Source organism: Erwinia plantamica (assembly GCF_043420595.1).
Taxonomy (GTDB): Bacteria; Pseudomonadota; Gammaproteobacteria; order Enterobacterales; family Enterobacteriaceae; genus Erwinia; species Erwinia aeris.
The window spans coordinates 123237-135958 of the sequence record NZ_JBGCUC010000001.1; the positions used below are offsets into that span (position 1 = coordinate 123237).

The following is a 12722-nucleotide window of genomic DNA, read 5'->3' on the forward strand; positions in this document are numbered from 1 at the left end:
ATAGTTAATTTCCGACATAAAAAATATCTTAAACATTGCGCTTGTGATTATCCTGTTTGCCGAATACTGTTGCTAAAATAAGAAGATACAGCCTGTATTGCATCCTCCAGGGAGAAATCTGATGACCGATGAGCAAGGGCAATCACTACTTTATACCTGGTTTGGTACTAACAGCCCTCATTGGCGTTTAAAGTCCGACAGCGATGCGCTTTTATTTGCAGAGGATGAATCGGCCGATACGCACGTCGTTATCCCCTTAACGCCTACGCAGGCGAGCCTGCTGCGCGCGATGACCGTGATCACCTCCAGCGTGAACCTGACGGTGTCGCTGTATGGCGAGCCGCTTTCCATGCATCTGGTTGGCCGCCGCGTTAACCAGACCGAATGGGCGGGCAGCGCCTCCGCCTGGGGCGATACCGCAAGCGTGGCGCGCGATCTGGCGCTGGGCCTTTCGTTCGCCGAACAGGTGGTGTCAGAAGCCAACTCGGTAATCGTCATCCTGGACCAGCGCGGCAATATTCAGCGCTTTAACCGCAAAAGCGAGGAGTATACCGGGCTGAAAGAACAGGAAGTTATCGGCCGCAACGTCTTCCAGCTATTTATGACCCGCCAGGAGGCGGCTTCGTCACGTCGCAACATCAGCGGTTTTTTCCGCGACGGCAACTCTTACGAAGTGGAAAGATGGGTGAAAACCCGTCAGGGACAGCGTTTGTTTCTTTTCCGAAACAAGTTTGTCCACAGCGGCAGCGGGAAAAATGAAATCTTCCTGATCTGCTCCGGCACCGATATTACCGAAGAGCGACGGGCGCAGGAGCGTCTGCGGGTACTGGCGAACACCGACGGCATTACCGGCCTGCCCAATCGTAATGCGATCAATAACGCTATCGCAGAAGCGCTGGCGGAAGAGGTGCAGCAGCAGATCGGTATCGTCTATCTCGACCTGGATAATTTCAAGAAGGTTAACGACGCCTATGGCCATATGTTCGGCGACCAGCTGTTAAAAGCGGTGTCGCTGGCTATCTTAAGCTGCCTGGCAAAGAACCAGACGCTGGCGCGCCTGGGCGGCGACGAATTCCTGGTGCTGGCGGTCGGCGCGACGCAGCAAGAGCTGGAAGCGATGGCTACGCGCATTCTCGACAGGCTCAGACAGCCCTTCCGCATCGGGCTGATTGAAGTCTATTCCGGCTGCTCTATCGGCATCGCGCTGAGTCCGCAGCATGGCGAAGATCGCGAGAGCCTGATCCGCAATGCGGATACGGCCATGTATACGGCAAAAGAGAACGGGCGCGGCAAGTACTGCATTTTTGCGGCTGAAATGAATCAGCGGGTATTTGAATATCTCTGGCTGGATACCAATCTTCGCAAGGCGCTGGAGCAGGATCAGCTGATTATCCACTATCAGCCCAAGCTGGATCGGGCCGGTGAAGTGCATAGCGTAGAGGCGCTGGTACGCTGGGTGTCGCCGGAACGCGGGCTGGTTTCACCGGCGGACTTTATCTCCTATGCCGAAGAGTCGGGGCTGATCGTGCCGCTGGGCCGCTGGGTCATGCTGACCGCGCTTGAACAGATCCTGGCCTGGCGCAAAAAAGGCATCAACCTGCGCGTGGCCGTTAACGTCTCGCCGCGCCAGCTGCTTGATGAAAGCATCTATATCGATCTGAAGCGCGCGCTGGGCAAAGCGAACCTGGCGAGCTGCCCGCTGGATATTGAGCTGACCGAAAGCTGCCTGATTGAAAACGAGCAGCAGGCGTTGACGCTGATGAATCAGTTCCAGGCGCTGGGAGCGGAAGTGCATCTGGACGATTTCGGCACCGGTTACTCCTCCCTTTCGCAGCTGGCGCGCGTGCCGATTAACGCCATCAAGCTGGATCAAAGCTTTATTCGCGGCGTTAACAGTCAGCCGGTTTCACAATCGCTGGTGCGGGCGATTGTCGCGGTCGCGAAGGCGTTGAATTTGCAGGTTATCGCGGAAGGTATCGAAACGACAGAGGAAGAGACATTTATAATGGCGAGCGGTGTGGACGCTCGCCAGGGATTTTTATATGCCAGGCCTATGCCCGCAGACGCGCTGGAGCAATGGCTGGCAAAACGTTACGCCGGTGCTTAACCCGCTTTACGCATAACCTGCGCGCTGTGGCGGTTCTGCAGCTGTACCAGCCTTTCCATATAGGCTATATCCTTGGGTTCGATAGAAAAGGCGAATTCCACCCAATCTTCGGTGATATCCATCAGCTCTGCCCGCGTCAGCTGCAATACTCGCTGACGCGCCTTTAACATCGCTCTGACGCCGTTGAGTTTCGGTTTCATCGTGTCGATAAAGGTGCGGGTAGTCTGGTAGCCCTCGCCCGGCTGGAACAGCCGATCGACCAACCCTCGCGTTTCGAACCATTCCGCCGAATGCGACTCTCCTTCGCAGATCAGCTCTTCCGCCAGCTTCATGCCCGAACGCCGGGCCACCAGCGAATAGCCGCCCATGCCCGGAAACAGGTTGAACGCAATTTCCGGGAAGCCCATGCGCGCCGTGTCCTGCGCCAGGATAAAGTGGTGCGCCAGCGCGGCCTCAAAGCCGCCGCCCAGCGCGCTGCCCTCGATCATGGCGATGGTCACCGCGCCGGTATCAAACCCGCGCGCCGCCGCATGAATGCAGTCCACGCAGGCGCGCGCGTAGGCCCGCAGCGCTTCACGACGCCCGTTTTTAATGCATTCCACAAAAAATCCGAGGTCGCCGCCCGCATTAAACATCGTCGGCACCAGCGAGCCGGTTACCCAAAAGTCGATGGGCAAGCCGGAACGCTGCGCGGCATAGCTAAGGTTCATTATCTCTTCGATAAGCTCATGGTTAAAGCTGGGGCGCGGCTGCGCGCGTAGCATCATCCATAACGTGCGTCGTCCTTCTTCGTAGTAGGCGGAAAGCTGAGTGGTTTGTCCAGCTTCGCTAAACAGCCGGCAGGTGGTCTGATTAATTACGGTCATATTCTCATCCTCTGTTTATGGGTGCGCTTAAGCGCGCTCCAAGCGTAATGCAGAGTGCGAGACGGCTGTACTTTCGTTTGATTTTAAAGGTAAATTATTTTCACCCCGCCGGCCTGAAAGCCAGCGAGGTGCTAATAACTGACGGTTTTTACCGCAAAGACCGGTGGAAGGAAATAACGTTATGATTTCTGATTAAATTATTTTATCTGACCATACCAGGCATTGCTGCCGTGCTTGCGTAAATAATGGCAGTCCAGCAGCGGCTGCTGAATGGCGGGCAGCGACGGCGTTAACAGCTGGCTGTAAATGCCCATATAGGCGACTTCTTCCAGCACGACCGCCGAATGCACGGCTTTTTCCGGCGTTTTTCCCCAGCAAAACGGGCCGTGGGAATTGACCAGAACGGCCGGCACAGCCAGCGGATCCAGATCTTTTTCACGGAAAGTTTCGATAATCACCTGCCCCGTTTCCCACTCATAGCGGGAGCCGATTTCTTCCGGCGTCATTTGGCGACTACAGGGAATGGCGCCGTAAAAATCATCGGCGTGGGTAGTGCCCCAGGCGGGGATCTCTCTGCCCGCCTGCGCCCAAATGGTGGCATGGCGGGAATGCGTATGGACAATGCTGCCTACCTCAGGCCAGGCCAGATAGAGCGCGCGGTGCGTGTCGGTATCGGAAGAAGGCCGCATATTGCCTTCCCGCACCTCGCCGCTGTGCAGATCGACCACGACCATATCTTCGCGTTTCATCGCCTCATAGCTGACCCCGGAAGGTTTAATCACTATCAGGCCCTGCTCACGATCGACCGCGCTTACGTTACCCCAGGTGAACACCACCAGACCGTGGCGAGGCAGCGCCAGATTGGCTTCCAACACCTGTTGTTTCAGTTCTTCCAGCATTTGGTTTCTCCCACTTTTTTCTACATTGTCCCCGCTGGCCAGCCATCAGGGTATGGAGGCAATCGCTGGATGCGTGGCAGAAATTAGCTGGGTGACGGTAAAAAGCGTGGGAAATTAAGATTTTTTACCTGTGAAGACGATCGTCTATGCTTAGAATACGTGCCAGCAATACCTTTACAGAAATAAGTCTGAAACTTAACAAATGTGTAAGTGTTGCTTCACGAGTACGGTAAGAACGACGTGATATATGATGGCAATGTTTTATTTACGTGAGATAAATCGCTAAGAAACGGGCGTATCCGGGCCAAAAGGCAAGGTAAACCTCTATACTTATAGCGTTATTCCTGCAGCAGCAATGATGGAGAAGTGACTATGTCAGTAACAATTAAACGTATTACCGCTGGCCTGCTGGCCGCCACTCTGGTGCTTTCCTTAAGCGGATGCTCAAACTGGTCGAAACGCGATCGCAATACCGCTATCGGCGCGGGCGCGGGTGCTATCGGCGGGTCTATTCTTTCTAACGGCAGCGGTCTGGGCACCGTCGGCGGTGCCGCTGTGGGCGGGATCATCGGTCATCAGATCAGCCGTTAACGGCTGACCGTTAAGCAAAGAAAGCACAAGGCCGCGACAAAACGCGGCCTTTTTGCTTCAGCCGCCCGCCAGCTTCACTTTCAGTCCTTTAGCTTCCAGCAGCGTTTTCAGCAGATCGCGCTTGTCGCCCTGAATTTCAATCACGCCCTCTTTAACCGATCCGCCGCAGCCGCATTTTTTCTTCAGCTCGGCCGCCAGCTTTTCCAGCCCGGCATCCGGCAGATCGACGCCCGTGACCAGGCATACGCCCTTGCCTTTACGGCCGCTGGTTTGCCGCTGTATGCGCACGATGCCGTCGCCTTTTGGCCGCTGTACCGCCGCTTTGGGTTCATCGATGCGTCCGGTTTCGGTGGAATAGACCAGACGGCTGTTGTTATCGGCCATTATGCCTCCTGAAGTGATGCGATGATGTTCTTCAACGCGGCTGCCGGGTCAGCGGCCTGGGTGACGGGACGACCAATCACCATATAATCCACCCCGGCCTGTAGCGCCTGCTGCGGAGTCATAATGCGCCGCTGATCGCCCGCCTCGCTGCCCGCAGGACGAATGCCCGGCGTGACCAATTTAAAATCGCTGCCCAGCGTCTGTTTGAAGCGCGCCGCTTCCTGCGCTGAGCATACCACACCGTCCAGGCCGCACTGCTGCGTGAGCCGCGCCAGCCTTTCAGCATGCTCCGCTGGCGAAAGCTCAATGCCAATCCCGCGCAGATCCTCCGCTTCCATACTGGTCAGTACGGTCACGGCGATCAGCAACGGCGCGTCTTTACCAAAGGGCTTTAGCGCCTCACGAGCGGCCGTCATCATCCGCGCGCCACCGCTGGCGTGGACGTTAACCATCCAGACGCCCAGATCGGCCGCCGCCGCAACGGCATGTGCGGTGGTATTGGGGATGTCATGGAATTTCAGGTCCAGAAACACCTCAAAGCCGCGCTGCTGTAAATCCCGCACCAGCTGGGGGCCAAACAGCGTAAACATCTCTTTGCCGACTTTCAGGCGGCAGCTGCGCGGATCGATACGGTCAACAAAGGCCATGGCGCTGGCGTGATTAGCGTAGTCCAGCGCCACCAGGATCCGGGAGCCGTGAGATGATTGCATGTTGAAACCCTCTGAAATAGCGCACCGCAGGGTGCAGGAGATAAACGGCAAGCATTCTACCTGCGACGTCGTTAAATTCACAGTTTAGCGGCAAGTTTTCCCTTTTCGCCTGCCAGACCATGCGGCTCTCATTGCTGCTGAAACCCTGATATGAAGTTTACTCATTAGTATGTTGTAACTATTTTTCACCTGTTTAAAAAGCCAGCGCTCCACAACAGGAGCCGCTGGCCGGTTTATTGCCCGTCCAGGCCGCGGATAGGTTTAACCGAGGACCAGGCGCGACAGGAAGGACAGTGCCAGTAAAGCGCATGGGCGGTAAAGCCGCACTTGTGGCAGCGGTAGCGCGGCTTGGTGCGGATCTGTTCGCCGACCATATCCCGCAGCACCATCAGGCTCTCTTTTGCCCTACCGTCTTCCGCTTCATGCAGGTGGTAATCCATCAGACGATGGAAAACGCGCATGGTAGGATGGCGCTGCAGCTGGCGATTAATATAGATCTGCGCCACTTCGCCGCCCTCGTCTTTTTCAATGACGTCAGAGAGGTAAAGCTCGGCCGCCGCGCCGGTATTTTCCTCAACGCAGCGCTTCAGATACTCGGCCCAGGCGTTGGGCTGTTGCAGCTGTTGATAGCAGGTTTCCAGCATCGCCAGCGTTTCACTGACCAGCTCTTTATCCTGTTCTATCACGCGCTGTAAAAACCCAACCGCTTTTGCATAGTCGCCTTTCGCCATGTGGATACGCCCCATCATGATCGAGACGCGGGCGCTCTGCCTGTCGGCAGATTCGCCTTTTTTCAGCAGGCCCATAGCGCGATCCAGATCGTCGCTGCCCATCGCCTGGAGCGCCAGCTCGCAGTAGAAATGCGCAATTTCCATACGCTGCTTTTCTTTGCCCAGCTTTACCAGCCGTTCGGCCACCTCGATGGCTTTTGGCCAGTCGCTGGTCGCCTGATGAATAAGCAGCAGCTGCTGCAGCGCGCCGACGCGGAAGTCCGTCTCATCGGTCAGCTGGCTGAACATTTCTTCCGCCCGATCGTAAAAACCCGCGGCCATATAGTCGCGGCCCAGCTGCTGCACGGCCAGCAGGCGCTGATCGTAGGTCAGCGAAGCGCTTTCCATCAGGGCCTGATGAATGCGGATAGCCCGGTCAACCTCGCCTCGCGAGCGAAACAGGTTACCCAACGTCAGATGCGCCTCTACCGTGCCGCTGTCTTCCTTCAGCATATCCAGAAAGAGATCGACCGCTTTATCCTGCTGATTGGACAGCAGGAAATTGACGCCGGCGACGTAATCGCGCGACAGGCGGCTCGCTTCCTGTTGCTTATCCTGCTGCGCGCTCCTGCGCCCCATATACCAACCATAGGCAGCGGCAACAGGCAGCAACAGAAACAGCAGTTCCAACATAGGGGATTATTCCTTAACGGCAGGCACGGCTGGCTGAGCCGCCGCTTCTTCTGCCTGCCCCAGCTTCTGCTGGAGACGTTTCAGTTTACGCTGGGAATTAGCCAGCGCCACGCGCAGACGGAGCCAGAACAGACCGCAAATCGCCCAGCCGATTAAAAAACCCGCAGCGAACAGCGTAGCCAGCAGCGTCGAAACGCGATATTCGCCCTGCGCCAGCAGATAGTTAAAGGTAACCACCTGATCGTTATGCGCGCCAAGCGTAATAGAGATAATGAAAATCACTAAAACCAGTAAAAAAATCAGCAAGTATTTCACAGTCCGTCCCATAGTCTGGTGATAACCAGATGAATTATGCCAAAAAATTAGCCCTGTTGCTTGCCTGATGCGCGCAGGGCGCATGAAATGCCTGCCCAATCCTCAGGTTATGGGGGCAAACGGCGCGAACACAATCACGCCTCGTCGCGTTCGCTTATTTCCTGCTCTTCCGCCGGCGGAACGGTGAGCGGCCCGCTGTAGCGCTGCACCAGCCAGGTCGCCAGCGTGACCAGCACCCAGCTGATAAGCGTCGAGGTGATCAGGTCGCGCGGCCAGTGCATTCCCAGCACCAGACGGCTTGCCATCACGCCAATCGCCCAGGCCACCAGCACGCACAGCGTGACGATACGGCGGCGAGGCCATAACAGCCCTACCGCCAGCAGCGCCCAGCTGGCTGCAAACATGGTATGACCAGAAGGGAAAGCATAGCCGGTTTCAAATTCCCAGTGCGCCTTCAGCCAGTCAGGCAGGCGAGGATCTTCCGCAATCGCTTCCCGCACCATTACGCTGCGCTGCTTGCGGGTCTGCTCGTAAAAGTATTTTTCATCAAGCCCGTGGTTTTGCTCCAGCCACAGCACATAAGGGCGCGGCTCGCGTACCTGATCTTTAATAAACGTTTTGGTGTACTGCCCGAGCAGGATTGCCGACACCACGATCAGCAACAGAATAATTGCCGACTTAAGGCGATAGCGCAGGCACCACAGGAACCACGCGCAGAGGATCACGCTGGTTAAGGTTCCCCATGGACTGGTCACGGTTTCGGTCAGCCAGAACAGCAGCTGATGGCCCCACCCTGTTTCTACCGGCTGCCAGCGCCAGCCGGACAGCAGCACGCCGAACGGCATAATCAACAGCAACAGAGCACCCAGCGTGGTGCGTTTGGCGATCTCAAACATGGCTTTCCCCGGCGATTCAGTAAGGCATTGATTTATTTCTGATGACAACGTGATAAAAAATAATAACATATTGATTGAGATGGCGATAATTGTGCGGTATTAAAACAATCGCTCGAAGAGGTTAACCGCCCGACGCCCGATTGTGGCAAAATAGCTATTATGAATGGTCGGCGCAAAGGTTAGCGCAGCCCCTGATGTATCTGGAGAGTCACATGCAGCTTAAACGGGTAGCAGAAGCCAAACTGCCCACGCCGTGGGGAGATTTCCTCATGGTTGGTTTTGAAGAACTGGCAACCGGTCACGACCATGTGGCGCTGGTTTATGGCGATATAACGAACAGCGAGGCGGTGCTGGCGCGCGTGCATTCCGAGTGCCTGACGGGCGATGCTCTGTTCAGCCTGCGCTGCGACTGCGGTTTCCAGCTGGAGGCGGCGCTGAACCATATCGCGGAAGAAGGCCGCGGCGTTCTGCTTTATCACCGTCAGGAAGGCCGCAATATCGGTCTGCTGAATAAAATCCGCGCCTATGCCCTGCAGGATAAAGGCTACGATACCGTTGAGGCTAACCACCAGCTTGGCTTTGCGGCCGACGAGCGCGATTTTACCCTTTGCGCGGACATGTTTAAGCTGCTGGGCGTTAATGAAGTGCGTTTGCTGACCAACAATCCGCGTAAGGTCGAGATCCTTAGCGAGGCGGGGATTAATATCATCGAGCGCGTGCCGCTGATTGTCGGGCGCAATCCTGAAAACGCGCACTACCTTGATACCAAAGCCGAGAAGATGGGTCATCTCTTGCCAAAAGAGTAACGGATACGGGGCCGACAGCGTCCCGTTTTGTTTTTCCGCGCGGCGCTTTCCCCCTTCCGCGCAAAAAAATGCCCCTTATCAGGGGCATTTTTATTTTAGCTCTCGACCAGCATGTTACGTATAACGTAGTGCAGGATGCCGTCGTTGCGGTAGTAGGTCAGCTCATTGCCGGTATCGATACGGCAGCGCGTTTGCAGCGTTTCCTGACTGCCGTCCGCACGGGTCAGCGTGACTTTCACCGTGCCGCCGGGCTTCAGCTGGCTCAGGTTTTCCACGTCGATCTGCTCGTCACCGGTCAGCCCCAGCGTTTTACGCGTTACGCCTTCCGGGAACTCCAGCGGCAGTATGCCCATCCCAATCAGATTTGAACGGTGGATACGCTCAAAAGATTCGGCGATGACCACGCGCACCCCCAGCAGCCGCGGGCCTTTAGCCGCCCAGTCGCGGCTGGAGCCGGAGCCATATTCTTTCCCGGCGATCACCGCCAGCGGCGTCCCCTGCTGCTGATATTTCATCGCCGCATCGTAGATCGCCAGCTGCTCGTCGCCGGGCACGAAACGCGTCATGCCGCCTTCCACGCCCGGCACCATTTCGTTGCGGATGCGAATGTTGGCAAAGGTGCCGCGCATCATCACTTCATGGTTGCCGCGTCGCGAGCCATAAGAGTTAAAATCGCCCCGCTCGACGCCATGCGCAAGCAGATAGCGCCCGGCCGGGCTTTCCGCTTTGATACTGCCGGCAGGCGAAATATGGTCGGTAGTGACCGAGTCGCCCAGCATCGCGAGGATCCTGGCGCCCTTGATATCAACAACCGGCTTCGGCTCTTTTTCCATATCATCAAAGAACGGTGAAAGGCGAATATAGGTAGAGCCTTCGTCCCAGTCGTAGGTGGCCGCTTCGCTAACGCTGATGGCCTGCCAGTCCGGCGTGCCTTCAAACACTTCCGCGTACTCTTTATGGAACATATCGGTGGAAACCAGCTGTACCGCTTCCGCAATCGCCTCCGGTGACGGCCAGATATCTTTCAGATATACCGGCTTGCCGGTCTTGTCAGTGCCAAGCGGATCCGTTTCCAGATTAACATTCATATTGCCGGCCAGCGCATAGGCCACCACCAACGGCGGCGAAGCAAGCCAGTTGGTTTTGACATAAGGATGGATTCGGCCTTCAAAGTTGCGGTTGCCGGAAAGCACCGCGCCAACCGTCAGGTCGCCTTTTTTAATCGCGCTCTCGATAGCGTCAGGCAGCGGGCCGGAGTTACCGATACAGGTAGTACAGCCGTAGCCAACAAGGTTAAAGCCCAGCTTGTCCAGATAAGGCGTCAGTCGCGCCGCCGCCAGATAGTCGGAAACCACTTTGGATCCCGGCGCCAGCGACGCTTTTACCCACGGCTTGCGGTCCAGGCCAAGCATTACCGCGTTTTTCGCCAGCAGGCCCGCCGCCATCAGGATACTGGCATTGGAGGTATTGGTGCAGGAAGTAATGGCTGAAATCACTACTGCGCCATCTTCCAGCTGATGCTCCTTGCCCGTGGCGCTGTCGCGATAGCTGACCGACTGGTGCTGTTTCTGCGCCCGATTGACTTCCAGCTCGTTACTGGCCTGGAAAGCCTGCGGCACTTCGCCCAGCGAAACGCGATCCTGCGGCCGTTTCGGTCCGGCCACACTCGCTTCAACGGTAGCCATATCCAGCGCCAGTGAACTGGTAAATACCGGCTCATCGCCGGGATTACGCCACAGCCCCTGCGCTTTGGCGTAGGCTTCCACCAGCGCCACCTGTTCGCTGCTGCGGCCGGTAAGTTTCATATAGCCCAGCGTGACGTCGTCCAGCGGGAAAAAGCCGCAGGTTGCGCCATATTCCGGCGCCATATTGGCGATGGTAGCGCGATCCGCCAGCGGCAGGTCAGCCAGGCCATCACCATAGAATTCAACGAATTTCCCTACCACGCCGTGTTTACGCAGCATCTGGGTCACAGTCAGCACTAAATCCGTGGCGGTAATGCCAGGATTGAGTTTACCGTTAAGCTTGAAGCCAACCACGTCAGGGATAAGCATTGACACCGGCTGCCCCAGCATAGCGGCTTCCGCCTCGATACCGCCCACGCCCCAGCCCAACACGCCCAGCGCGTTAATCATGGTAGTGTGCGAGTCCGTGCCAACAAGCGTGTCGGGATAGGCAACTTCCTCACCGTCCTGCATTTCATGCCATACCGCCTGGCCGAGATATTCCAGGTTGACCTGGTGGCAAATCCCGGTGCCCGGCGGCACCACGCTAAAACGGTTAAAGGCTTTCTGCCCCCAGCGCAAAAAGACGTAGCGCTCATGGTTACGCTCCATCTCCAGACGCACGTTTTCTTCAAAGGCGTCGTCGTCGCCGAAACGGTCAACGGTAACCGAGTGGTCGATAACCAGATCGACTGGCGAAAGCGGATTCACTTTAGCCACGTCCCCGCCCAGTCTTTTCACCGCTTCGCGCATAGCGGCCAGATCGACCACCGCGGGCACGCCGGTAAAGTCCTGCATCAGCACGCGGGCGGGCCGATAGGCGATCTCGCGGTCGGCATGCGCCTGAGCCAGCCAGCCTGCCAGCGCGCGGATGTCCTCATCGGTAACGGAATCTTCATCCTGCCAGCGCAGCAAGTTTTCCAGCAGCACTTTCAGGGATTTGGGCATACGGGAGAGATCGCCAAGCTGCCCGGCGGCTTTGGCCAGGCTGTAATAGTGATAACGTTGACCTTTAACTTCCAGCGCGTCTTTTGTTATTTCACGTAGGGTAGACGACATTACTCCTCCTTCGTTTATCTTCGCATAACCTGAATAAAAGCAGGGTTTGATTTAAAGATAGTACAAAGTTGGCGTAACGTTTTGATAACATCGATGAAGCATAAAAGAAAAACGCCCCGCTGATTGCTCAGCGAGGCGTCGTTAATATCTGTTTAAATATGCTTTATTAATGCATGACCATGCTCAGCCAGAGCAGGCTAGCCCAGAATAAGGCTGAAAACGTCCAGGCACTGAACCATGTCATTTGAGTTAAATTCATTTTTGCCCTCACTCAGGTCTTATAAGACCAAACGTATTACTTCAAAACCTCACGCCTTTGCGAGCAGGTTTTACCGTTTATCAATGGGTTGCCATTGTGGTTTCCCATCGTTGGGCCGACAGCGTGCCCTGACCAGAAATAGCTGGTCCGTTAAATAATGTTAATATTTATATTTGTCATGGTTAAAACAAAGAGTGAATATAAGCGTAAGGCTTAAGCTTTATTCGTTTTATCCGTCATAAAATCAATAAAGTTACGTTGCACTTCGCTCAGCCCCCAGCTTTCCGGGATGATGCTCTCTCTCGCTTTGCTTTTACACTCTACTTTTTTCAACTTAACAGCTTGCTGTGGTTTTTGATCCGAATACTGCAGGTGCATCGCTACCCCCATATCTGCCAAATCACGACTGCAACAGCTCCCCAAAACAGCGCCGATGCGGCGAATACCGCTAACCAGGCCTTGCGTCTCAGATTGCTGTTACGCTGAACCTTCAGAGCTTTGTGACCGAAGTCGGTTTCTACAGAAATTCTGCTAGCCATAGTTTTTGATAATCACTCTCATTGAAACGATTGTTTTGAGCAATCAGAAATTAGGAGGAATCCTAAACATTTTATGGCGTGAAATCCAGCTATTTTTATTACGCCGAACGATTAATAGTATTCATTAAAGTTTATGAAATCTATTGATCGTACTTAACCAAACT

13 protein-coding genes are annotated in these 12722 nt (G+C 55.6%); 3 read left to right on the forward strand and 10 right to left on the reverse strand.

The genetic code is table 11. From position 1 onward, the window contains the following. Positions 1-121 precede the first annotated feature (121 nt). Complete coding sequence (pdeR, locus tag AB3U87_RS00520; protein WP_253453853.1) at positions 122-2107, forward strand: cyclic di-GMP phosphodiesterase; 1986 nt, start codon at positions 122-124, stop codon at positions 2105-2107. On the opposite strand, the gene AB3U87_RS00525 is transcribed toward pdeR, so the two are convergent. Continuing rightward, positions 2104-2973, reverse strand: a complete 870-nt coding sequence (locus AB3U87_RS00525) for a crotonase/enoyl-CoA hydratase family protein (RefSeq protein WP_253453851.1) — start codon at positions 2971-2973, stop codon at positions 2104-2106. The genes pdeR and AB3U87_RS00525 overlap by 4 nt on opposite strands. Positions 2974-3170: 197 nt before the next feature. Next, positions 3171-3872: an L-ribulose-5-phosphate 4-epimerase gene (locus AB3U87_RS00530; RefSeq protein WP_253453849.1), complete on the reverse strand. Its 702-nt coding sequence runs from the start codon at positions 3870-3872 to the stop codon at positions 3171-3173. Between the two features lie 372 nt (positions 3873-4244). Between AB3U87_RS00530 and osmB the strand changes: the two genes are divergently transcribed. After that, on the forward strand, positions 4245-4463 hold the full coding sequence (gene osmB, locus AB3U87_RS00535) for an osmotically-inducible lipoprotein OsmB (protein WP_125287704.1): 219 nt from the start codon (positions 4245-4247) through the stop codon (positions 4461-4463). Positions 4464-4520: 57 nt separating this feature from the next. Here the strand turns inward: osmB and yciH are convergent, their stop codons facing one another. The 5 genes from yciH to pgpB form a co-directional block, all read right to left on the reverse strand. Beyond that, positions 4521-4847, reverse strand: a complete 327-nt coding sequence (gene yciH / locus AB3U87_RS00540; RefSeq protein WP_301251646.1) for a stress response translation initiation inhibitor YciH — start codon at positions 4845-4847, stop codon at positions 4521-4523. Next, positions 4847-5608, reverse strand: a complete 762-nt coding sequence (gene pyrF / locus AB3U87_RS00545) for an orotidine-5'-phosphate decarboxylase (RefSeq protein ID WP_394148070.1) — start codon at positions 5606-5608, stop codon at positions 4847-4849. The genes yciH and pyrF overlap by 1 nt, the downstream gene beginning before the upstream one ends. A gap of 182 nt (positions 5609-5790) precedes the next feature. Then, entirely contained in the window at positions 5791-6960 is a 1170-nt protein-coding gene (lapB, locus tag AB3U87_RS00550) for a lipopolysaccharide assembly protein LapB (protein WP_253453843.1), read from the reverse strand. A gap of 6 nt (positions 6961-6966) precedes the next feature. Then, the gene (locus AB3U87_RS00555; RefSeq protein WP_253453841.1) at positions 6967-7275 is read right to left on the reverse strand and encodes a LapA family protein; all 309 of its coding nucleotides are present in this window, start codon (positions 7273-7275) and stop codon (positions 6967-6969) included. Between the two features lie 134 nt (positions 7276-7409). Beyond that, positions 7410-8171: a phosphatidylglycerophosphatase B gene (gene pgpB / locus AB3U87_RS00560; RefSeq protein ID WP_253453839.1), complete on the reverse strand. Its 762-nt coding sequence runs from the start codon at positions 8169-8171 to the stop codon at positions 7410-7412. 212 nt (positions 8172-8383) lie between these two features. Here pgpB and ribA point away from each other — a divergent pair, with 212 nt between their 5' ends. Then, positions 8384-8977 carry a GTP cyclohydrolase II gene (gene ribA, locus AB3U87_RS00565; RefSeq protein ID WP_125287710.1) on the forward strand — a complete coding sequence of 198 codons (594 nt, stop codon included), beginning with the start codon at positions 8384-8386 and terminating at the stop codon, positions 8975-8977. A 95-nt stretch (positions 8978-9072) separates the two neighbouring features. On the opposite strand, the gene acnA is transcribed toward ribA, so the two are convergent. The 3 genes from acnA to AB3U87_RS00580 form a co-directional block, all read right to left on the reverse strand. Next, positions 9073-11760 carry an aconitate hydratase AcnA gene (acnA, locus tag AB3U87_RS00570; protein ID WP_253453837.1) on the reverse strand — a complete coding sequence of 896 codons (2688 nt, stop codon included), beginning with the start codon at positions 11758-11760 and terminating at the stop codon, positions 9073-9075. Between the two features lie 472 nt (positions 11761-12232). After that, complete coding sequence (locus tag AB3U87_RS00575; RefSeq protein ID WP_253453836.1) at positions 12233-12397, reverse strand: hypothetical protein; 165 nt, start codon at positions 12395-12397, stop codon at positions 12233-12235. A gap of 2 nt (positions 12398-12399) precedes the next feature. Beyond that, positions 12400-12558 carry a YmiA family putative membrane protein gene (locus tag AB3U87_RS00580; protein WP_125287712.1) on the reverse strand — a complete coding sequence of 53 codons (159 nt, stop codon included), beginning with the start codon at positions 12556-12558 and terminating at the stop codon, positions 12400-12402. Positions 12559-12722: the final 164 nt, after the last annotated feature.